This window comes from Streptomyces palmae (assembly GCF_004684805.1).
In the GTDB taxonomy this organism is placed as follows: Bacteria; Actinomycetota; Actinomycetes; order Streptomycetales; family Streptomycetaceae; genus Streptomyces; species Streptomyces palmae.
This window is the reverse complement of the sequence record NZ_SRID01000016.1, coordinates 1-21,405: the sequence shown is the minus strand read 5'-3', so window position 1 is coordinate 21,405 and position 21,405 is coordinate 1. Positions and strand designations below refer to the sequence as shown.

Sequence of the window (21,405 nt, the reverse complement as noted above, 5' to 3'; positions counted from 1 at the left end):
CGATACTGCTGGAACACGACCCGCGCTCTGGCGTTGACGGGCTAGTCCTCCGCGGAGCCCTGCTCCTGAGCGTCCTCGGCCGCCTCCGGGGAGGACTTCTGGTCCAGGACCGGGCCCTCTCCGGGAGCCATCGTGGCGAGGATGCGCTCAAGGTCCTCTATCGAGGCGAACTCGACGACGATCTTGCCCTTCTTCTGCCCCAGGTCGACCTTGACCCGGGTGTCGAAGCGGTCGGAGAGCCGGGAGGCAAGACCGGTGAGCGAGGGGGAGACCAGGGCACCGGCCCGTGGGCCCTTGGCCTTCGAGGTGCTGCCGCGCCGGGACCCCATCAGGGTCACGATCTCCTCCACCGTCCGCACCGAGAGGCCCTCGGCGACGATCCGGTGGGCCAGCCGGTCCTGCTCCTCGGCGTCCTCGACCGAGAGCAGGGCACGGGCGTGCCCGGCGGAGAGCACCCCGGCCGCCACCCGCTTCTGCACCGGGGGAGAGAGCTTCAACAGCCGCAGGGTGTTCGACACCTGCGGCCGGGAGCGCCCGATGCGGTCGGCCAGCTCGTCATGGGTGCAGTTGAAGTCCGTCAGCAGCTGGTCGTAGGCGGCTGCCTCCTCCAGCGGGTTGAGCTGAGCCCGGTGCAGGTTCTCCAACAGGGCGTCCAGCAGGAGCTTCTCGTCCTCGGTGGCCCGGACGATCGCCGGAATCCGCTCCAGCCCCGCCTCCTTGCAGGCCCGCCAGCGGCGCTCGCCCATGATGAGCTCGTACCGCTCCGGACCCAACTGCCGTACGACCACCGGCTGGAGGAGACCGACCTCCTGGATGGAGGTGACGAGCTCGGCCAGGGCGTCCTCGTCGAACACCTCGCGCGGCTGGCGCGGGTTGGGCGTGATGAAGCCCAGCGGAAGCTCCGCGAAGTACGCCCTCGCGGTCCCGTCCTCGGCCGGGCGCACCTCGGCCGGCTGCTCCACTTCCTGCTCGGGCGCGGTTTCACGTGAAACACCGCTGCCGGGGAGCCTGGCCAGCCGCGCCGCCGCCACCCCGCGGTCCGGGGTGAGCACCGGTACCGCCGACGGGGAAGCAGCCCCCGTCGTCACCTTGGGCAGCGAGCCCTCCGACCCACTGGGAGCGGGAGGGATCAGCGCAGTGAGCCCTCGGCCCAGTCCTCTGCGTCGCTCGGTCACCGAATTCCCTCCTGCATGCTGTGCTGATTACTTGCGGGCAGCGCATGAGCCTGCCGCCCGTCATAGCGCACCCCGACACCTCGGAGCGCGATTTCGCGGGCCGCCTCCAGATAGGAGAGGGCGCCGCTGGAGCTCGGGTCGTAGGTGAGCACCGTCTGCCCGTAGCTGGGGGCCTCGGAGATGCGCACCGACCGCGGGATGCTGGTGCGCAGCACCTCCTGGCCGAAGTGGCCCCGCACCTCCTCGGCCACCTGGGAGGCCAGCCGGGTCCTGCCGTCGTACATGGTCAGCAGGATGGTGGAGACATGGAGCTTGGGGTTGAGGTGCCCGCGCACCAGATCCACGTTGCGCAGCAGCTGGCCCAGGCCCTCCAGCGCGTAGTACTCGCACTGGATGGGGATCAGCACCTCGGCACCGGCCACCATGGCGTTGACCGTCAGCAGACCGAGGGAGGGCGGGCAGTCGATCAGGATGTAGTCCAGCGGCTGCTCATAGGCCTCGATGGCGCGCTGCAGCCGGCTCTCCCGAGCCACCAGGGAGACCAGTTCGATCTCCGCGCCGGCGAGGTCGATGGTGGCCGGGGCGCAGAACAGCCCCTCCACATCCGGCACCGGCTGCACCACGTCGGAGAGCGGCTTGCTGTCGACCAGCACGTCGTAGATGGACGGCACCTCGGCGTGGTGGTCGATGCCCAGCGCGGTCGAGGCGTTGCCCTGCGGGTCGAGGTCGATCACCAGGACCCGGCCGCCGTGCAGAGCGAGCGAGGCGGCGAGGTTCACCGTGGTGGTGGTCTTCCCCACGCCGCCCTTCTGGTTGGCGACCACCATCACCCGGGTCCGCTCGGGGCGGGGGAATCCCTGGCCGGCACGGCCCATGGCGTCCATCACCGGCTGGGCGGGCCGGCCGATCGAGGCGTCGCTCGGGGCCGGGTTCTCCCCGGGCGCTTGCCCGAAGTGCTGCGAGGAGGCGGATCCCTCCTGTCCGGGCAGGGACGGAGATACGCCCTGTCCCGGAGATTCGGTACGGGGACCGGGGACCGGATCGGTCATCGGCCCCGCGATATTGGCGTCGGACCGCAAGGATTCACTCTCCTCGACATCAGGCTCGCAATGAACAGAGCCTGCCATGCTTTGGGGGTCGTGAACCAGCGAGGCCCGTTCTCCTGTGGATGAATCTGTGGATGAGGCCGCGTCCGGGGTGCGTCCGCGGTCGCGGGGAGCGGCAGCCGCGCGACCGCGGCTGATGATTCCATGCAGCAGAGAACGGCGTTTCACGTGAAACACGATGCACTCGCAAACCGGTCAAACCGCTACGACACTCCGAAATGCATAGTTTTGGCAGCTTGTATGGAGCAGAGCCCTACTCCCGGCCGGTGACCCGCGGAGATCCGCCGGCGGGCCGGGTGAGTGGGCCTCTCCCGGGCTCACCGAAAAGCGGATCCGCTGATCGGAACCCCGCGGGCAGGTGACATCGGCCCAGCCGATCCCGTACTGGGCCGGCAGCCCGAGACGAGACCCTCCGGAGACTCCCCCGTGAAACCGTGAACGAAGCCCCGTACGAAGTCGGGGCGCGACACCGGTGAGCGCCGGTCGGTGGCGCTGATGAGCGGAGCCGGTTGACGGGCCCCGCCCCATGAGCGGAAGCAGTCGCCGATCAGCGACGGCGCCGCGTCCCCTTGCGCGCGGCCTTGGCGCGCTTGGCCGCGAAGCGCACCCCGCCGGGGCTCTCCCCGACCTCCACCCGCACCACGGTGGAGAGCGGATCCACGATCCCCTCCCCGACCTGCAGCACCGAGGTCCGCACCACACCGAGCTTGCTCAGCGCGGCCCGGGCGTGCAGCAGCTCCTCCTCCGCGGTGTCCCCCTTCAGCGCCAGCATCTCTCCGTAGGGGCGCAGCAACGGCACGCCCCAGCCGGCCAGCCGGTCCAGCGGGGCCACCGCCCGTGCCGTCACCACATGCACCGGCGGCAGCTTCCCCAGCACCTCCTCGGCCCGGCCGCGGGCCACCGTGACATGGTCCAGCCCCAGCAGCTCCACGACCTCCTGGAGGAAGTTGGTGCGCCGCAGCAGCGGCTCCAGCAGGGTGATCCGCAGGTCCGGGCGGGCCAGAGCCAGCGGGATGCCGGGCAGGCCGGCGCCCGAGCCCACATCGCAGACCGTGACGCCTTCGGGAACCACCTCGGAGAGCACCGCGCAGTTCAGCAGGTGGCGCTCCCACAGCCGAGGCACCTCCCGCGGGCCGATCAGTCCGCGGGTGACGCCCACGTCGGCCAGCAGCTCGCCATATCGAACAGCTTCCGGGAAGCGCTCACCGAATACGTCCCGCGCCACCTCCGGCGCCGGGGGGAGCTCCGCTGCTTCCGTCACGGGAACCGTCCTTCCGTACCAAGCACTCTGTAGACCGCTGATGTCAGGCTGACAAGATACGGCCCCGCCTGCGTACAGACGGGGCCGTGGGTGTTGCATAGCCGGGTTCCGGCCGGGGCAGGGCGCGCCGGGATCAGGCCGGGAGCACAACCACGCGACGCTGGGGCTCCTCGCCCTCCGACTCGCTGCGCAGTCCGGCCGCGGCGACCGCGTCATGGACCACCTTGCGCTCGAACGGCGTCATCGGCTTGAGCTTCACCGGCTCACCGGTGCTCTTGGCCTCCTCGGCGGCCTTGGCACCCAGAGCGGTGAGCTCCTCGCGCTTGCGGGCGCGGAAGCCGGCGATGTCCAGCATCAGCCGGCTGCGGTCACCGGTCTCCCGGTGCACCGCGAGCCGGGTCAGCTCCTGGAGCGCCTCCAGCACCTCGCCATCGCGGCCCACCAGCTTCTGCAGGTCACGGCTGGTCGAGTCGCTGATGATCGACACTGCGGCGCGGTCGGCCTCGACGTCCATGTCAATGTCGCCGTCGAGGTCCGCGATGTCCAGCAGACCCTCGAGGTAGTCGGCCGCGATCTCCCCCTCCTGCTCGAGGCGGGTGAGGGTGTCGCTCCCCTCGGCAGTCGAGGTGGTGCCTTCCGTCACGGATGGACTCCTTCTTACTTCTTGGACGGGTGCTTGGGCCGCTGCTGGCCCTTGCGCTGCCCGGACTTGGCGTTACGGGAGCCGGAAGCGGAGCCGCCGGACGACTTGCCGCCCTGCGCACCGTTCTTCTTCTCGGAGGTCTTCTCCAGCGACGGGGAGTCACCGGTCTTCTCGGAAGCGGGGCGGCTCTGCGCCCGGGACCGCTGCTGCTGGCTGCCGGACGGCTGGGGAGCGGTCTGCCGCTTGGCCTTGGTCTGCCGCTTGGGCTGCTGCCGGTTGGCGCGCGCCTCCTCGGCGGCCTTCTTCGCCTCGACCTCGGCCGGCTCTTCCTTGATCTTGCCCTTGGCCCGCAGCCGCTCCTGGCGGTTCTTGTAGGCGACGCTGCCCGGGGTCGGGTTCCGGCGGATGACGAACATCTGCTGGCCCATGGTCCAGACGTTGGTGGTCAGCCAGTAGACCAGGACACCGACCGGGAAGTTGATGCCGAAGACGGCGAACATGACCGGGAAGACGTACATCAGCATCTTCTGCTGCTGCATGAACGGCGTCTTCACGGTGAGGTCGACGTTCTTCGTCATCAGCTGGCGCTGGGTGAAGAACTGCGAGGCCGACATCAGCACGATCATGGTGATCGTGACCACGCGCACATCGGTCAGCGAGGCGCCCAGCGAGGCGACCTTGTCCGCGCTGGAGGTGAACTTCACCGAGAGCGGGGCGCCGAAGATGTGGGCGTCACGCGCGCTCTCCAGCAGCGACTGGTTGATGAACCCGACCGTGTGACCGTTGGCGATCTTGTTGAGGACCTGGTACAGCGCGAGGAAGAAGGGCGACTGGGCCAGAATCGGAAGGCAGCTCGCGAGCGGGTTGGTACCCGTCTCCTTGTAGAGCTTCATCATCTCTTCCGACTGGCGCTGCCGGTCGGACTTGTAGCGCTCCTGGATCGCCTTCATCTTCGGCTGGAGCGCCTGCATGTTCCGCGTCGCCTTGATCTGCTTCACGAAGAGCGGGATCAGGCAGATACGGATCAAGACCACCAGGGAGACGATGGACAGACCCCAGGCCCAGCCACTGTTCGCCGCGAAGATGAGGCTGTAGAACGAGTGGAACTGGACGATGATCCAGGAAACTGCGTAATAGAGAGGACCGAGGACCGTGTCCACGAATCAGACTCCTTGGGCGTTGGGCTGAGTCTCGGGCTGTGCGGCAGGCGGGGCTTCATGGTGCCCGCCGAAGCGGCTCCTCAGCCGCTGGTGCCAGACCGGACGCTTCCGGGGAGGGACGTGGTCGACCCCACCGAGCGACCAGGGGTTGCAGCGCAGGATGCGCCAGGCGGTCAGCGCCGTCCCTTTCACCGCGCCGTGCCGGTCGATGGCCGTGTAGCCATAGTGCGAACACGACGGGTAGTACTTGCAGACCGGTCCCAGCAGTGGGCTGATGGTCCACTGGTAGAGCTTGATCAGCCAGAGCAGTGGGTACTTCATCGCGGCGCCCTCCCCTTACCTTCGGTAGGGGTGATCCCAGCCAGCAGCCGCTGCAACGCGGCGTCGAGGTCTCGGGCCAGCGCGTCGTGGCTTGCCTCGCCCGCGCCGGGCAGCGCCCTTACGACCACCAGGCTACCTGGGGGCAGCCCATCCAGGCGGTCGCGTATGAGATGGCGCAGCCTCCGCTTGACCAGGTTGCGGACCACCGCACCGCCGATCGCCTTGCTCACGACGAAACCCGCACGCACCGGGAGAGCACTCTCCCCAGGTGCGTGCGGGTCCGTTGATCCGCTGCGAAGATGGACGACGAGGAGCGGGCGCCCGGCCCTGCGTCCTCGGCGTACCGCGGTCGCGAAGTCCTCGCGCCGCCTCAGCCGATGCTCGGTAGGCAGCACGTCATGACCTGATGCTGATCAGGCGGACAGGCGCGCGCGACCCTTGCCACGGCGAGCTGCGAGGATCGCGCGGCCGGCACGGGTACGCATGCGCAGCCGGAAGCCGTGGGTCTTAGCGCGGCGGCGGTTGTTCGGCTGGAAGGTGCGCTTGCTCACTCGGGGGCTCCAGAAATGATTCGGTGGTGGCGGGACATCGCCTGGCTGTCACCGTGCGCCCACGAGTAGCTCGCAATACGCCCGAGTGCACCGCTTCATAGCCACGGAACGTGGCCTTGCCCATCGGAGGCAGGCGGCAGCAGCCATCGACAACTCGACCTGGTTACGGTACGCGGGGCCGCGTCTTCCGGTCAAACCGACGGCCCAGCAAGCCTGGGAACCCGTCTCTCACCAGGCCGATAGGGCACCTGGCGGCCTCGCATGGCACATTTGTACACACCCTGTGGACAACGACTTGAACCGCGCACCTCAGCCTGACTACCGTGGCTGGGCTCCGATTCCTACCCGCCCGTCCCAAGAACCACACATTCGTGGGACCTGTCGGCGTCCCCCGCCCTGAGTGAGAGAGCGTGCCCTGTGGCTGACGTACCTGCCGATCTTGCCGCAGTGTGGCCACGCGTGCTGGAGCAGCTGCTCGGCGAAGGCCGCGGCCACGGCGTGGAGGCCAAGGACGAGCACTGGATCAAGCGATGCCAGCCGCTGGCCCTGGTCGCCGACACCGCTCTGCTGGCGGTGCCCAACGAGTTCGCCAAGGGCGTACTGGAAGGCCGGCTGTCACCGCTGATCAGCGACACCCTCAGCCGCGAGTGCGGGCGGCCGATCCGGATCGCGATCACGGTCGACGACTCGGCGGGCGAACCGCCGGCGCCGCCGCAGCGCCCGCAGCCGCCGCAGTCCCGTTACGAGGATCAGCCGCGCGAGCCGTACCAGGGCCGCGAGCAGCGGGAGGGGTACGAGCGGGACGGCGGCTACGAGGGGGGCTACGGGCGTGCCGCGGACGAGCTGCCCGCCGCCCGCCCGGCGTACCCCGACTACTCGTCGTCGCGTCCGGAGCCCGGCGCCTGGCCGCGGGCCCAGGAGGACTACTCCTGGCAGCAGCCCCGGCTGGGCGGTTTCCCGGACGGCGGCGACCCCTACACCTCCCCGCGCGGCCAGCACACGTACGAGCAGCGCGGCCGTGAGCTGCCCGAGCAGGGCGAGCGCCCGCGCGGCGGCCCCGCCGCGGGCACCGGCCGCCCGGGCGGCGGCGTGCCCGCCCCCGGAGCGACGGGCGGCCCGGGCGCCTCGGGCGGTGCCTCCGGTCCGCTGACCGCGCAGCCCGCGCCGGCCTCGGGTCCGGGGGAGCCGACCGCGCGGCTCAATCCCAAGTACCTCTTCGACACCTTTGTCATCGGCGCGTCCAACCGCTTCGCGCACGCCGCCGCGGTGGCGGTGGCCGAGGCACCGGCCAAGGCGTACAACCCGCTGTTCATCTACGGCGAGTCCGGCCTGGGCAAGACGCATCTGCTGCATGCCATCGGGCACTACGCGCGCAGCCTCTACCCGGGCACCCGGGTGCGCTACGTGAGCTCCGAGGAGTTCACCAACGAGTTCATCAACTCGATCCGCGACGGCAAGGCGGACGCGTTCCGCAAGCGCTACCGCGACATGGACATCCTGCTGGTGGACGACATCCAGTTCCTGGCGAGCAAGGAGTCCACCCAGGAGGAGTTCTTCCACACCTTCAACACCCTGCACAACGCCAACAAGCAGATCGTGCTCTCCTCCGACCGGCCGCCCAAGCAGCTGGTCACCCTGGAGGACCGGCTGCGCAACCGCTTCGAGTGGGGTCTGATCACCGACGTCCAGCCGCCCGAGCTGGAGACCCGGATCGCGATCCTGCGCAAGAAGGCGGTGCAGGAGCAGCTGAACGCCCCGCCGGAGGTGCTGGAGTTCATCGCCTCGCGGATCTCCCGCAACATCCGTGAGCTGGAGGGGGCGCTGATCCGGGTCACCGCGTTCGCCAGCCTCAACCGGCAGCCGGTGGACCTGGGCCTGACCGAGATCGTCCTCAAGGACCTGATCCCGGGCGGCGAGGACACCGCCCCCGAGATCACCGCCACCGCGATCATGGCCGCCACCGCGGACTACTTCGGGCACACGGTGGAGGACCTGTGCGGCGCCTCGCGCAGCCGGGTGCTGGTGACCGCCCGGCAGATCGCGATGTACCTGTGCCGGGAGCTGACGGACCTGTCGCTGCCGAAGATCGGGGCTCAGTTCGGCGGCCGGGACCACACCACCGTGATGCACGCGGACCGCAAGATCCGTGCGCTGATGGCCGAGCGGCGCTCCATCTACAACCAGGTCACCGAGCTGACGAACCGCATCAAGAACGGCTGACGGCGGCCGGTGGCCATGCGGTCGCGGCATCTTCGAGGGCGCCCCGGGGAGGACTTTCCCGGGGCGCCCTCGCCATGCCCCCGGGCCGCCCGCCGACCGCCCGGACCACGTCCTCCGGCACACCAGCGGGTCAGCGCCGCATGGCTCCCCGACGGTCCCGGTACGCCCCGGAGGCCTTCTCCCCCACCGCCCCAGGGCCCGACAGAGCCCTCCGCCGCGACCCGGCTCTCCCCTGCCGTCCGGGGCCCCGGCAGAGCCTCGACACACGTTCCCGCGACCTCCGGCAAGGCCCGCCGATCGGGCTCCGCCCCGTGCCGTCCAGGCCCCCGCGGACCCTCGAAGACCGCTCCTCGAGCCCGCTTCGAGCCCGCCGGCCCCTTCCGGGGCCGTCTCCGGCCGGGCGAACGGATTCCCGGCTCTGTTCGATTACCTGCGGGAACAGTCAGTTCTCCACAGAATCGGGCCCGATACGGAATCCACACCCTGGGGAAGCCGAAGTTGTCCCGATCTTGTCCACAGGGCCACTCTGGTGATCGACATCCAGGCAGGTCATCCGCCTGTGGAATTGTGGCAAACCAGTTTCCACAGGTTGTGGATGACCGACTCGTCCACAACCCGCCGTCTCGGTTGTCCACCGCCCGCCCACAGCAAAAGAGCCGTTGCCCACAGCTTCTCCACACCCTTGTCCACTGTTCGGCAACAAGACACCGCCCGTCACCGGAGCGAGTGAAAGGCGTCACACCAACAAGCCTGGTTGGGCTGTGGGGAACCTGGGTAAAACTGGGGACAGCGCTGGGGAGAACCAGGGCTTCCCTGTGTATGGGGTGTGCACAACCTCGGGCGATCCACAGACACCCCTGGTTATCCACTGCCTCCGCCCACAGGGGCGGTGGACAAAAAAGCGGCGCTGACCTGCGCGTACGCAGTTATCCACGGTTTCCACAGGCCCTACTACTACGACCACGTAGTTAGAGCGAGGAAATCGGTTCGAAGCGGGGCCTGTGCACAACTCGGCGCCGAGCCGCCCCGCACCTTGGGCCCCGACTTGACCCCGAGCCGCTCCGCCTGTCGGCGCTGTACGTCAGACTGGTCCCCGGCACTCAGCCGACGACGAAGGCCAGCAGGGCGAGCCAGCAACAGCAGGAGGCGGTTCCGGTGAAGATCCGGGTGGAGCGCGATGTACTCGCGGAGGCAGTGGCCTGGGCGGCCCGCAGCCTTCCGGCCCGTCCGCCGGTGCCGGTTCTCGCGGGCCTGCTGCTGAAGGCCGAGGAGGGCGCGCTCAGCCTCTCCAGCTTCGACTACGAGGTCTCGGCCCGGGTGTCGGTGGAGGCGGACATCGACGAGGAGGGCACCGTGCTGGTCTCCGGCCGGCTGCTCGCCGACATCTGCCGCGCCCTCCCCAACCGGCCGGTCGAGATTTCCACAGACGGTGTACGAGTGACCGTGCTCTGCGGCTCCTCGCGCTTCACCCTCCACACCCTGCCGGTGGAGGAGTACCCCGCGCTGCCGCAGATGCCGACGGCCACCGGCACCGTGCCCGGTGAGGTCTTCGCCGCCGCCGTCGCCCAGGTGGCCATCGCCGCCGGCCGCGACGACACCCTGCCGGTGCTCACCGGTGTGCGGATCGAGATCGAGGGCGACACCGTCACCCTGGCCTCCACCGACCGCTACCGCTTCGCGGTCCGCGAGTTCCTGTGGAAGCCGGAGACCCCGGACATCTCCGCGGTGGCGCTGGTGCCCGCCAAGACCCTGCTGGACACCGCCAAGTCGCTGACCAGCGGCGACACCGTGGCGCTCGCGCTGTCGGGCTCCGGTGCGGGCGAGGGCCTGATCGGTTTCGAGGGCGCCGGGCGGCGTACCACCACCCGTCTGCTCGAAGGCGACCTGCCGAAGTACCGCACGCTGTTCCCGACCGAGTTCAACTCGGTCGCGGTGATCGAGACCGCGCCGTTCGTCGAGGCGGTCAAGCGTGTGGCGCTGGTCGCCGAGCGCAACACCCCGGTGCGGCTGAGCTTCGAGCAGGGTGTGCTGACCCTGGAGGCCGGTTCCAGCGACGACGCACAGGCTGTGGAGCGCGTCGACGCCCAGCTCGAGGGCGATGACATCTCGATCGCCTTCAACCCGACCTTCCTGCTGGACGGCCTGAGCGCGATCGACGCGCCGGTGGCCCAGCTGTCGTTCACCACCTCCACCAAGCCCGCGCTGCTCAGCGGCCGGCCCGCGGTGGACGCGGAGGCGGACGACGCCTACAAGTACCTGATCATGCCCGTCCGCCTCTCCGGCTGACCCCCCGGCGCGCTCTCCTCTCCGCTAGGGGAGCGCGCCCCAAGGGCGCTGGGGGTCCCCCCGGACGAAGTCCGGGGGAGGAACTGCGCGACCAGCCCACCACGGTCCGCAGCCGACAACACACCGCACCCCCCAGACGCACCCCACGGCGCACCCCCCGCTTCCCGGCGCCCCCGGCGTACGCTCGGACCAGGTACGCAGCGCCTCACCCGCGCCAACCGCGCAACCGCGCGCCACCCGCGCGCCCCCGCAAGGACTACGGCAAAAAGGATCACTGATGGAGCTCGGTCTCGTCGGCCTCGGCAAGATGGGCGGCAACATGCGCGAGCGCATCCGCCGCGCAGGCCACACCGTCATCGGATACGACCGCAACCCCGACCTCGCGGACGTCCACAGCCTCGAGGAGCTGGTGAACCGGCTCCAGGGCCCGCGAGTGGTGTGGGTGATGGTGCCGGCCGGAGCCGCGACCCAGTCCACCGTCGACGAGCTCGCCGCGCTGCTGTCGCCGGGCGATGTGGTGGTGGACGGCGGCAACTCGCGCTGGACCGACGACGAGCAGCACGCCGAGCAGCTGGCCGCCAAGGGCATCGGCTTCGTGGACTGCGGTGTCTCCGGCGGGGTCTGGGGCCTGGAGAACGGCTACGCGCTGATGTACGGCGGCGATGCCGAGCATGTGGCCCGAGTGCAGCCGATCTTCGACGCGCTGAAGCCCGAAGGAGAGTTCGGCGCGGTGCACGCAGGCAAGGTCGGCGCCGGGCACTTCGCCAAGATGGTCCACAACGGCATCGAGTACGCGATGATGCAGGCCTTCGCCGAGGGCTGGGAGCTGCTGGAGGCGGTGGACTCGGTCACCGACGTCCGCGAGGTCTTCCGCTCCTGGCAGGAGGGCACGGTCATCCGCTCCTGGCTGCTGGACCTGGCCGTTCGCGCGCTGGACGACGACGAGCACCTGGAGAAGCTGCGCGGCTACGCGGCCGACTCCGGTGAGGGCCGGTGGACGGTGGAGGCGGCCATCGACAACGCGGTCCCGCTGCCGGCGATCACCGCCTCGCTGTTCGCCCGTTTCGCGTCCCGGCAGGACGACTCCCCGCAGATGAAGATGATCGCCGCGCTGCGCAACCAGTTCGGCGGCCACGCGGTGGAGAGCAAGTAACCGGCAGCACCCAGCACCGCTGACCGGAGAGGTCCGCCGGGAGAGATCGGGGAGTACCGCCCATACCCGAAGGGTCATGGGGGAGAGGTAAGCATGTACGTTTCACACCTTTCGCTCGCCGACTTCCGCTCCTACGCCCGGGCCGAGGTGCCCCTTGACCCGGGCGTCACCGCCTTCGTGGGCCCCAACGGCCAGGGCAAGACCAACCTGGTCGAGGCGGTCGGCTATCTGGCGACCCTGGGCAGCCACCGGGTCTCCTCCGACGCCCCGCTGGTGCGGATGGGGGCCGAGCGGGCGGTGCTGCGGGCGGCCGTGGTGCGCGGGGACCGGCAGCAGCTGATCGAGCTGGAACTCAACCCGGGCAAGGCCAACCGGGCCAGGATCAACCGTTCCTCGCAGGTCAGGCCGCGCGACGTGCTGGGCATGGTGCGCACCGTGCTGTTCGCGCCGGAGGACCTGGCGCTGGTCAAGGGCGATCCGGGCGAGCGGCGGCGGTTCCTGGACGAGCTGGTGACCGCGCGCACCCCGCGGATGGCGGGGGTCCGCGCGGACTACGAGCGGGTGCTCAAGCAGCGCAACACTCTGCTGAAGTCGGCCGCGATGGCCCGGCGGCACGGCGGGCGCTCCATGGACCTGTCCACCCTGGACGTGTGGGACCAGCACCTGGCGCGGGCCGGGGCCGAACTGCTGGCGCAGCGGCTGGACCTGATAGCCGTACTGGAGCCGCTGGCCGACAAGGCGTACGAGCAGCTGGCGCCGGGCGGCGGTCCGGTGGCCTTCGACTACCGGGCCTCGGCCGGGGAGCTGCCGGCCGAGGCGGGCGGGCGCGAGGTGCTGTACGAGCTGCTGCTGGGCGCGCTGGGCGAGGCGCGCAAGCAGGAGATCGAGCGCGGGGTGACGCTGGTCGGCCCGCACCGCGACGACCTGGCGCTGCGGCTGGGCCGGCTGCCCGCCAAGGGGTACGCCAGCCATGGCGAGTCCTGGTCGTACGCGCTGGCGCTGCGGCTGGGCTCCTACGAGCTGCTGTGCGCGGAGGGGGAGCAGCCCGTGCTGGTGCTGGACGACGTCTTCGCGGAGTTGGACGCGCGGCGCCGGGAGCGGCTGGCGGAGCTGGTGGCCCCGGGGGAGCAGGTGCTGGTGACGGCGGCGGTGGACGAGGACGTCCCGCCGGTGCTCAGCGGCGCCCGGTACGCGGTGGCCGCGGGCACGGTGGAGCGGGTGTGAGCGGGGAGCATCAGGCCCCGCGGCCCGCGGAGCCCTCCGGGGTGGACCTGGCGCGGGTGGCGCTGCGCGCGGCCAGGGAGCAGGCGCGGGCGCGGGGCGCGGCGGCGCAGCAGCGGAAGCAGGCGCGCCGCGGGGGTCTGCGTTCGGGGGCGCGCGCCGACGGGCGGGATCCGCTGCCGCTGGGTGCGGCGATCAACCGGCTGATCACCGAGCGGGGCTGGGAGACGCCGGCCGCGGTGGGCGGGGTGATGGGCCGCTGGCCGCAGCTGGTGGGTCCGGAGGTGGCGCAGCACTGTGCGCCGCAGCGGTACGACGAGGACGCGCGGGTGCTGACCGTGCGGTGCGACTCCACGGCCTGGGCGACCCAGCTGCGGCTGCTCGCCCCGCAGCTGGTGGCGCGGCTCAACCAGGACCTGGGTCAGGGCACGGTCCGGTTGATCAAGGTGTTGGGGCCGGGCGGGCCGCCCCGCCGGTACGGGCCGCTGCGCGCTCCGGGCAGTACGGGCCCGGGCGACACCTACGGCTGAGGCGGGACCTCCACCGTTCCCTCCATTCCCTCGGTTCCCGCCGTTCTCACCGTTCCGTTCCCGTCGTCCCGTCGTTCCCGTCGTCCCGCCGCCGCCTTGCCGTTCCGAGCAGGCGTTCGAGCCGTCCCCGCGGGGGCGGCTTCTCGGGTGAGCCCGGTCACGGTAGCCCGCGGTTGACAGTCCGAAGCGCTGAGTGCCGGTGTGAGCCCCCTGGAGCCCTCACCCAGATATGGGGAGTCGGCCACGGCCGGTTCAGGGCGGCACATGCGTATCCAGGCACCCGCAAACCCCCATTCATGTCAGTGCTACCGGTAGAATGAGAGCAATCCCGCCCGGCTTGGCGGGACACGTCGACAAGCACTGATTGACGCAGCCTCCTCCTGTCCCGGAGTCGGCTTGTGCTGTGCCAGAAAGGGCGCTTCGTGGCCGATTCCGGCAACCTCAACGAGAACATCCCGTCCGACGACGACACCGCGGCCCCCACACCGCCGTCGTACGACGCCAGCTCGATCACCGTGCTGGAGGGCCTGGACGCGGTCCGCAAGCGCCCCGGCATGTACATCGGCTCGACCGGTGAGCGCGGTCTGCACCACCTGGTGCAGGAAGTCGTGGACAACTCCGTCGACGAGGCCATGGCCGGCCACGCGGACTCCATCGAGGTGACGATCCTGGCCGACGGCGGGGTGCGCGTGGTGGACAACGGCCGCGGTATCCCGGTCGGCATCCACCCGGTGGAGCAGAAGCCGGCCGTCGAGGTCGTGCTCACCGTGCTGCACGCGGGCGGCAAGTTCGGCGGCGGCGGTTACGCGGTCTCCGGCGGTCTGCACGGTGTGGGTGTGTCCGTGGTGAACGCCCTGTCGACCAGGCTGTCCGTGGAGATCAAGACGGACGGCTACCGCTGGACGCAGGACTACAAGATGGGCGTCCCGACCGCGCCGCTGGCGCGGCACGAGGCGGTCCAGGACTCGGGCACCACGGTCACCTTCTGGGCCGACCCGGACATCTTCGAGACCACCGAGTACTCCTTCGAGACCCTCTCCCGGCGCTTCCAGGAGATGGCCTTCCTCAACAAGGGGCTGGCCATCTCGCTGACCGACGAGCGCGAGGCGCATGTCGACGAGGAGGGCAAGCCGCTCAGCGTCCGGTACTACTACGAGGGCGGCATCGTCGACTTCGTGCAGTACCTCAACTCGCGCAAGGGCGAGCTGGTGCACCCGACCGTCATCGGCTTCGAGGCCGAGGACAAGGAGCGGATGCTCTCGGTCGAGGTCGCGATGCAGTGGAACACCCAGTACAGCGAGGGTGTCTACAGCTTCGCCAACACCATCCACACCCATGAGGGCGGTACCCACGAAGAGGGCTTCCGCGCCGCGCTGACCACGCTGATCAACCAGTACGCGCGGGACAAGAAGCTGCTGCGGGAGAAGGACGACAACCTCACCGGTGAGGACATCCGGGAGGGTCTGACCGCGATCATCTCGGTCAAGCTGGGCGAGCCGCAGTTCGAGGGCCAGACCAAGACCAAGCTGGGCAACACCGAGGCGAAGACCTTCGTCCAGAAGGTCGTCCGCGAGCACCTGACCGACTGGCTGGACCGCAACCCCAACGAGGCCGCGGACATCATCCGCAAGTCCATCCAGGCCGCGACGGCCCGGGTGGCGGCCCGCAAGGCGCGCGATCTGACCCGCCGCAAGGGCCTGCTGGAGACCGCCTCGCTGCCGGGCAAGCTGAGCGACTGCCAGTCCAACGACCCGGCCAAGTGCGAGATCTTCATCGTCGAGGGTGACTCCGCCGGCGGCTCGGCCAAGTCCGGCCGCAACCCGCTGTACCAGGCGATCCTCCCGATCCGCGGCAAGATCCTCAACGTGGAGAAGGCGCGGGTCGACAAGATCCTGCAGAACAACGAGGTCCAGGCGCTGATCTCGGCCTTCGGCACCGGGGTCCACGAGGACTTCGACATCAGCAAGCTCCGGTACCACAAGATCATCCTGATGGCGGACGCCGACGTCGACGGCCAGCACATCAACACCCTGCTGCTGACCTTCCTCTTCCGCTTCATGCGGCCGCTGGTCGAGTCCGGGCACGTGTTCCTCTCCCGCCCCCCGCTGTACAAGATCAAGTGGGGCCGGGACGACTTCGAGTACGCCTACTCCGACCGCGAGCGGGATGTGCTGATCCAGGCCGGCCGGGAGGCGGGCAAGCGGGTCAGGGACGACTCGGTGCAGCGCTTCAAGGGTCTGGGCGAGATGAACGCCGAGGAGCTGCGGGTCACCACCATGGACGTGGAGCACCGCGTCCTGGGCCAGGTGACCCTGGACGACGCCGCCCAGGCGGACGACCTGTTCTCGGTGCTGATGGGCGAGGACGTCGAGGCCCGGCGCTCCTTCATCCAGCGCAACGCCAAGGACGTCCGCTTCCTCGATATCTGAGTCGGCCCGCCGGCCCTGGCGCCGGCCCGTACCGCACCGGCCGCTTCGAAAGGAACTTTGACCAGCAATGGCCGACGACGAGAACACTCCCACACCCTCCGAGGCATCCGCCGCTGCCGCCGCCGAGGGCGCCGCGATGCGCATCGAGACCGTCGGGCTCGAGACGGAGATGCAGCGCTCGTACCTCGACTACGCGATGAGCGTGATCGTGAGCCGCGCGCTGCCCGACGTCCGGGACGGCCTCAAGCCGGTGCACCGCCGTGTGCTGTACGCGATGTACGACGGCGGGTACCGCCCGGAGAAGGGCTTCTACAAGTGCGCCCGCGTGGTGGGCGACGTGATGGGTACGTACCACCCGCACGGCGACACCTCGATCTACGACGCGCTGGTGCGGCTCGCCCAGCCGTGGTCGATGCGGATGCCGCTGGTGGACTCCAACGGCAACTTCGGCTCGCCGGGCAACGACCCGGCGGCGGCCATGCGCTACACCGAGTGCAAGATGGCGCCGCTGGCCATGGAGATGCTCCGGGACATCGACGAGGACACCGTCGACTTCCAGGACAACTACGACGGCCGCAACCAGGAGCCCACGGTCCTGCCGTCGCGCTTCCCGAACCTGCTGGTCAACGGCTCGGCCGGAATCGCGGTCGGTATGGCGACCAACATCCCGCCGCACAACCTGCGCGAGGTCGCCGAGGGTGCCCAGTGGTACCTGGCCAACCCGAACGCCACCCCCGAGGAGCTGCTGGACGCGCTCGTCGAGCGGATCAAGGGCCCGGACTTCCCCACCGGCGCGCTGGTGGTGGGCCGCAAGGGCATCGAGGAGGCGTACCGCACCGGCCGCGGGTCGATCACCATGCGCGCGGTGGTGGAGGTCGAGGAGATCCAGGGCCGGCAGTGCCTGGTGGTCACCGAGCTGCCGTACCAGGTCAACCCGGACAACCTGGCGCAGAAGATCGCCGACCTGGTGAAGGAAGCCAAGATCGGCGGCATCGCGGACGTCCGCGACGAGACCTCCTCGCGCACCGGCCAGCGCCTGGTCATCGTGCTCAAGCGGGACGCGGTCGCCAAGGTCGTGCTGAACAACCTCTACAAGCACACCGACCTGCAGACCAACTTCGGCGCCAACATGCTGGCCCTGGTCGACGGGGTGCCGCGCACCCTGTCGCTGGACGCCTTCATCCGCAACTGGGTCACCCACCAGGTCGAGGTCATCGTCCGGCGCACCCGCTTCCGGCTGCGCAAGGCCGAGGAGCGCGCCCACATCCTGCGCGGCCTGCTCAAGGCGCTGGACGCCATCGACGAGGTCATCGCGCTGATCCGGCGCAGTGAGACGGTCGAGGTGGCGCGCGGCGGCCTGATGGGTCTGCTGGAGATCGACGAGGTCCAGGCCAACGCGATCCTGGAGATGCAGCTGCGCCGGCTGGCGGCCCTGGAGCGGCAGAAGATCATCCAGGAGCACGACGAGCTCCAGGCGAAGATCAACGAGTACAACGCGATCCTGGCCTCGCCGGAGCGGCAGCGCCAGATCATCAGCGAGGAACTCACCGCGCTCGTCGAGAAGTTCGGCGACGACCGGCGCTCCAAGCTGGTGCCCTTCGAGGGCGACATGTCCATCGAGGACCTGATCGCCGAGGAGGACATCGTCGTCACCATCACGCGTGGCGGCTATGTGAAGCGCACCCGGACCGACGACTACCGCTCGCAGAAGCGCGGTGGCAAGGGCGTGCGCGGCACCAAGCTGCGCGAGGACGACATCGTCGACCACTTCTTCGTCTCCACCACCCACCACTGGCTGCTCTTCTTCACCAACAAGGGCCGGGTCTACCGGGCCAAGGCCTACGAGCTGCCGGACGCCGGCCGGGACGCCAAGGGCCAGCACGTGGCCAACCTGCTGGCCTTCCAGCCGGATGAGCAGATCGCCCAGATCCTGGCCATCCGCGACTACGAGGCCGCCCCGTACCTGGTGCTGGCGACCAAGTCCGGCCTGGTGAAGAAGACCTCGCTGAAGGACTACGACTCCCCGCGCTCGGGCGGCGTGATCGCCATCAACCTGCGGGAGACCGAGGACGGCGGCGAGGATCTGCTGATCGGCGCCGAGCTGGTCTCGGCCGAGGACGACCTGCTGCTGATCAGCAAGAAGGCGCAGTCGATCCGGTTCACCGCCACCGACGACGCGCTGCGTCCCATGGGGCGTGCGACCTCCGGTGTGAAGGGCATGAGCTTCCGCGAGGGGGACGAGCTCCTCTCGATGAATGTGGTCCGGCCGGGTACGTTCGTCTTCACCGCCACCGACGGTGGCTACGCCAAGCGCTCCAGCGTGGACGAGTACCGCGTTCAGGGTCGCGGTGGCCTGGGTATCAAGGCCGCCAAGATCGTGGAGGACCGGGGTTCGCTGGTCGGCGCGCTGGTGGTCGAGGAGAACGACGAGATCCTCGCCATCACGCTCGGCGGCGGTGTGATCCGTACCCGGGTCAATGAGGTCAGGGAGACGGGCCGTGACACCATGGGCGTCCAACTGATCAACCTGGGTAAGCGTGATGCCGTGGTCGGCATCGCCCGGAACGCCGAGGCGGGCAGCGAGGCCGACGACGTCGACCAGACCGACGAGGTCGACGTGGCCGAGGGCGCCACGCCTCAGGCGCCGGCCGAGGGCGAGGTGCCCCCGGCTGAGGAGACCGAGGAGTAAGACGTGAGTGGAGCCAGGGGCGCCGCGGCAAGCGGCGGCGAAGGCGGCCAGGGACATCCCGGTGCCGTACCGCCGCCCGCAGCCGGCGGCGCCCCTGGCTTTGCCGCGGACTCCCGAGGGGGAAGGCGAACCGTGACGGACGCCAGAGGGCCGCAGCCGCAGTACGAGCCGTTCTCGGCGGGCCCGCTGCCCGGTGAGCGGCCGGCCCAGCCGCCCGCGCAGCCGTACCACCCGCCGCAGGCGTACACGCCTCCCGCAAGCGCTCCCAGCGCACCGAGTGCCCCGGGCACGGCCGCCAGTGCGTCGAGCGCCCCGGGCGCCTCGGGGGCCCGGGAGGGCGCTCGGCGGTCCGTTCCCGCCCCCAGTGGCCGGGCCACCGCCCGCCGCCCCAAGCCGGCCGCGGCGCCCCGCACCGGGCCGCGGGTGCGCAAGGCCAGGCTCCGGGTCGCCAAGATCGACCCCTGGTCGGTCATGAAGGTCAGCTTCCTGCTCGCCATCGCCTTGGGCATATGCACCGTGGTGGCCTCCGCGGTGCTGTGGACGGTCATGGACGCGATGGGTGTCTTCAGCACCGTCGGCGGCACCATCAGCGAGGCGACCGAGTCCAAGAAGGGCAGCGGTTTCGATCTGGAGTCCTTCCTGTCGCTGCCCCGGGTCATGGGCTTCACCACCATCATCGCGTTGATCAACGTGGTGCTGGTGACCTCCCTGGCGACGCTGGGCGCCTTCATCTACAACATCTCCGCGGGCTTCGTCGGGGGTGTGGAGGTGACCTTGGCGGAGGACGACTGACCAGTCGCCGACGGTCGCCCGATACCGATTTTGGGACTTGGCCGGTGGTGCGCTAATCTTTCGGTGCAGCGAACGAGCGGCTATAGCTCAGACGGTTAGAGCGCTTCCCTGATAAGGAAGAGGCCCCAGGTTCAAGTCCTGGTAGCCGCACCGTGACCAGCAGGTCAGACGCCCGGAACCTCCTCGGAGGGGCCGGGCGTTTTCGCGTTTCCGGGGTTTTCGCGTTTCCCCTCCGCGCCCGTCGGCAAAAGGTTTTCGCCGCCCCTTTGCCGGGTGCCGGCCGATCACCGACGGGGCCGGGCGGAGGCGTTCTCGGTCGCCTTCGGTTTCTCGGCCGTGCCGAGTTCGCCGGCCGCGTCGAGTGCCTCCGGAGGTTCCGGTTCCGGCGTGTGTGGTGACCCATCGGGATCCGGCGGCGCAGGCTCCACGGCCTCTGAGGCCTCCTCGCGGCTTCCCCGCGAAGAGCGGCGGTCCCGCCGAGGTCGAGCGCGGCCCGGGCGGCTCCCAGGCCGGTGCCCAGGGTCGGGCGGGCGCCCAGGGCATCCGACGGGACCCAGGCCGGCGCTCTGGGCGCCGAGCGGCTCCCAGAGGGGCGCCCAGGCACCGGTTGGCCCGACCAGAGCAGCCCGCACGGCACCACGGACGGACCGCGCCGACTTCCGTGGCCCTGGACTGTTCCCGCCGGGGCCGGTGGGGCGCCACTCACCCGGGCAGCCGTGCCCTTCCCGTCAACGTCGGCTGAGCATTCCCCTTACGGGTCGTATCGGAGCGCTGTCCGGTTGCTGCCGCCCCAAACCGGGTATAGGTCACCGATTGATATCGAGCGGTGTGTATCATCGGGCGCCAGAGGTCCCCTACGTCAATGAAAGACGAGGTCGCGCGGTGAAGAAGCTTCTCCTGGTCGCACTGGCCGCCATCGGCGGGCTCCTCGTGTACCGCCAGATCCAGGCGGATCGCGCCGAGCAGGACCTGTGGACGGAGGCGACCGACTCCGTGCCCGCAGGTTCGAGTGTCTGAGACACCCACAGATCCCGAACGGGGCCCTGACCGCTGAGGCGGCCGGGGCCCCGTTGACGTTGGCTCGCAAGAGTCGGTTCACTTCCGCGAACGACCATCGGCCCGGCAGGATCCGGAGCACAGGCCCTGGTCCGCGCCGCGGGGCACCCGGCGCGGCGGCCGGTACGACGAGGGGTGGGACGGGATGAGGGACCGCGGCAGGCGGGGCGCCGCCCTCGCGGCGGCGCTGGCCCTGGGGGCGCTGCTGGGTGCCGCGCCGGGCCCGGCGCGGGCGGCCCCCGCGGGGACCGCCGAAGGGCTTCGGGCCGGCGGTCCGGCCGGGCAGGTGGGCCGTGCCCCGGGCGAACCGCCGGCCGCCCCCGGCGGAAGCGCCTCCGGGAGCGCCGGGTACCAGCCGCGGGGGCGGGAGATCCGCGGCACCGCCGACCCGCGGGACGCACCGCCGATGAGCGCCGGCGAGAGCTATGTGGACAGCGTCGGGGCCGGCGAGAAGCGTTCCTACCGGGTCCGGCTGGACGAGCGGTCCACCGCCTATGTGTCGGCCGTCGCGGTGCCCCGCCCCGGCGCCCGGGTATCCGCCTTCACCGACGGCGTCAAGCTGACCCTGACCGACGCCGGGGGCCGGGTCTGCGGCCAGGCCCATCCGGTGGCCGAGGCGGCCGATGTGGCCTATCCGCTGGCGGGTTACGCCTCCCGGCTGCTGCGTTCCGGCCCCGCCGCGACCTGCCGCCAGGCGGGCACGTACCACTTCACCGTGGAGCGCACCGGCGCGGACCGGGCCGGGGCGGACCGGTGGCCGCTGGAGTTGCGGTTCACCCAGGAGCCCGCGGTACGCGGCGGGCCCACCACTC

Annotated in this window: 17 protein-coding genes, 1 tRNA gene and 1 pseudogene; 11 read left to right on the top strand and 8 right to left on the bottom strand. The window is 70.3% G+C overall.

The window, feature by feature from the left end:
- Positions 1 to 41 precede the first annotated feature (41 nt).
- The 8 genes from E4099_RS03430 to rpmH all read right to left on the bottom strand — a co-directional run bounded on the left by E4099_RS03430 (position 42) and on the right by rpmH (position 6,217).
- Positions 42 to 1,175, bottom strand: a complete 1,134-nt coding sequence (locus E4099_RS03430) for a ParB/RepB/Spo0J family partition protein (protein WP_135337400.1) — start codon at positions 1,173 to 1,175, stop codon at positions 42 to 44.
- A complete protein-coding gene (locus E4099_RS03425) occupies positions 1,172 to 2,302 on the bottom strand; it encodes a ParA family protein (RefSeq protein ID WP_135337399.1) in 1,131 nt (376 codons plus the stop codon). Before E4099_RS03425 ends, E4099_RS03430 begins: the two co-directional genes overlap by 4 nt.
- 526 nt (positions 2,303 to 2,828) lie before the next feature.
- The gene (gene rsmG, locus E4099_RS03420; protein WP_135337398.1) at positions 2,829 to 3,542 is read right to left on the bottom strand and encodes a 16S rRNA (guanine(527)-N(7))-methyltransferase RsmG; all 714 of its coding nucleotides are present in this window, start codon (positions 3,540 to 3,542) and stop codon (positions 2,829 to 2,831) included.
- A gap of 133 nt (positions 3,543 to 3,675) precedes the next feature.
- Positions 3,676 to 4,185 (bottom strand): Jag family protein, encoded by a 510-nt coding sequence (locus E4099_RS03415; RefSeq protein ID WP_135337397.1) that lies wholly within the window; start codon positions 4,183 to 4,185, stop codon positions 3,676 to 3,678.
- A 14-nt stretch (positions 4,186 to 4,199) separates the two neighbouring features.
- Entirely contained in the window at positions 4,200 to 5,345 is a 1,146-nt protein-coding gene (gene yidC, locus E4099_RS03410) for a membrane protein insertase YidC (protein ID WP_135337396.1), read from the bottom strand.
- A 3-nt stretch (positions 5,346 to 5,348) separates the two neighbouring features.
- Positions 5,349 to 5,666: a membrane protein insertion efficiency factor YidD gene (gene yidD, locus E4099_RS03405; RefSeq protein WP_135337395.1), complete on the bottom strand. Its 318-nt coding sequence runs from the start codon at positions 5,664 to 5,666 to the stop codon at positions 5,349 to 5,351.
- The gene (rnpA, locus tag E4099_RS03400; protein WP_135337394.1) at positions 5,663 to 6,061 is read right to left on the bottom strand and encodes a ribonuclease P protein component; all 399 of its coding nucleotides are present in this window, start codon (positions 6,059 to 6,061) and stop codon (positions 5,663 to 5,665) included. The genes yidD and rnpA overlap by 4 nt, the downstream gene beginning before the upstream one ends.
- A gap of 18 nt (positions 6,062 to 6,079) precedes the next feature.
- Complete coding sequence (gene rpmH / locus E4099_RS03395) at positions 6,080 to 6,217, bottom strand: 50S ribosomal protein L34 (protein ID WP_125638610.1); 138 nt, start codon at positions 6,215 to 6,217, stop codon at positions 6,080 to 6,082.
- Between the two features lie 417 nt (positions 6,218 to 6,634).
- Here rpmH and dnaA point away from each other — a divergent pair, with 417 nt between their 5' ends.
- The 11 genes and pseudogenes from dnaA to E4099_RS03335 all read left to right on the top strand — a co-directional run.
- Positions 6,635 to 8,437, top strand: coding sequence for a chromosomal replication initiator protein DnaA (dnaA, locus tag E4099_RS03390; protein WP_135337393.1), 1,803 nt, complete (start codon positions 6,635 to 6,637; stop codon positions 8,435 to 8,437).
- Between the two features lie 1,155 nt (positions 8,438 to 9,592).
- Entirely contained in the window at positions 9,593 to 10,723 is a 1,131-nt protein-coding gene (dnaN, locus tag E4099_RS03380; RefSeq protein ID WP_135337392.1) for a DNA polymerase III subunit beta, read from the top strand.
- Positions 10,724 to 11,000: 277 nt separating this feature from the next.
- On the top strand, positions 11,001 to 11,876 hold the full coding sequence (gene gnd / locus E4099_RS03375) for a phosphogluconate dehydrogenase (NAD(+)-dependent, decarboxylating) (protein ID WP_135337391.1): 876 nt from the start codon (positions 11,001 to 11,003) through the stop codon (positions 11,874 to 11,876).
- Between the two features lie 93 nt (positions 11,877 to 11,969).
- Positions 11,970 to 13,100 (top strand): DNA replication/repair protein RecF, encoded by a 1,131-nt coding sequence (gene recF / locus E4099_RS03370; protein WP_135337390.1) that lies wholly within the window; start codon positions 11,970 to 11,972, stop codon positions 13,098 to 13,100.
- Entirely contained in the window at positions 13,097 to 13,627 is a 531-nt protein-coding gene (locus E4099_RS03365; RefSeq protein ID WP_135337389.1) for a DciA family protein, read from the top strand. The genes recF and E4099_RS03365 overlap by 4 nt, the downstream gene beginning before the upstream one ends.
- A gap of 398 nt (positions 13,628 to 14,025) precedes the next feature.
- Positions 14,026 to 16,056, top strand: a complete 2,031-nt coding sequence (gene gyrB, locus E4099_RS03360; protein WP_135337388.1) for a DNA topoisomerase (ATP-hydrolyzing) subunit B — start codon at positions 14,026 to 14,028, stop codon at positions 16,054 to 16,056.
- Positions 16,057 to 16,123: 67 nt separating this feature from the next.
- Positions 16,124 to 18,745: a DNA gyrase subunit A gene (gene gyrA, locus E4099_RS03355; RefSeq protein WP_135337387.1), complete on the top strand. Its 2,622-nt coding sequence runs from the start codon at positions 16,124 to 16,126 to the stop codon at positions 18,743 to 18,745.
- A gap of 132 nt (positions 18,746 to 18,877) precedes the next feature.
- Positions 18,878 to 19,537 carry a DUF3566 domain-containing protein gene (locus tag E4099_RS03350; protein ID WP_135337386.1) on the top strand — a complete coding sequence of 220 codons (660 nt, stop codon included), beginning with the start codon at positions 18,878 to 18,880 and terminating at the stop codon, positions 19,535 to 19,537.
- A gap of 76 nt (positions 19,538 to 19,613) precedes the next feature.
- A tRNA-Ile gene (locus E4099_RS03345) sits at positions 19,614 to 19,687 on the top strand.
- Between the two features lie 732 nt (positions 19,688 to 20,419).
- Positions 20,420 to 20,554 (top strand): DLW-39 family protein, encoded by a 135-nt coding sequence (locus E4099_RS33505; RefSeq protein ID WP_209446510.1) that lies wholly within the window; start codon positions 20,420 to 20,422, stop codon positions 20,552 to 20,554.
- Between the two features lie 184 nt (positions 20,555 to 20,738).
- Positions 20,739 to 21,405 (top strand): annotated as a pseudogene (locus E4099_RS03335) (hypothetical protein); the annotation flags it as partial.

Excerpts from the sequence above, each read along its gene's own strand:
- E4099_RS03425 (WP_135337399.1), bottom strand. The coding sequence starts at position 2,302 with ATGGCAGGCTCTGTTCATTGCGAGCCTGATGTCGAGGAGAGTGAATCC.
- gnd (WP_135337391.1), top strand. The coding sequence starts at position 11,001 with ATGGAGCTCGGTCTCGTCGGCCTCGGCAAGATGGGCGGCAACATGCGC.
- recF (WP_135337390.1), top strand. The coding sequence starts at position 11,970 with ATGTACGTTTCACACCTTTCGCTCGCCGACTTCCGCTCCTACGCCCGG.
- gyrA (WP_135337387.1), top strand. The coding sequence starts at position 16,124 with ATGGCCGACGACGAGAACACTCCCACACCCTCCGAGGCATCCGCCGCT.
- yidD (WP_135337395.1), bottom strand. The coding sequence starts at position 5,666 with ATGAAGTACCCACTGCTCTGGCTGATCAAGCTCTACCAGTGGACCATC.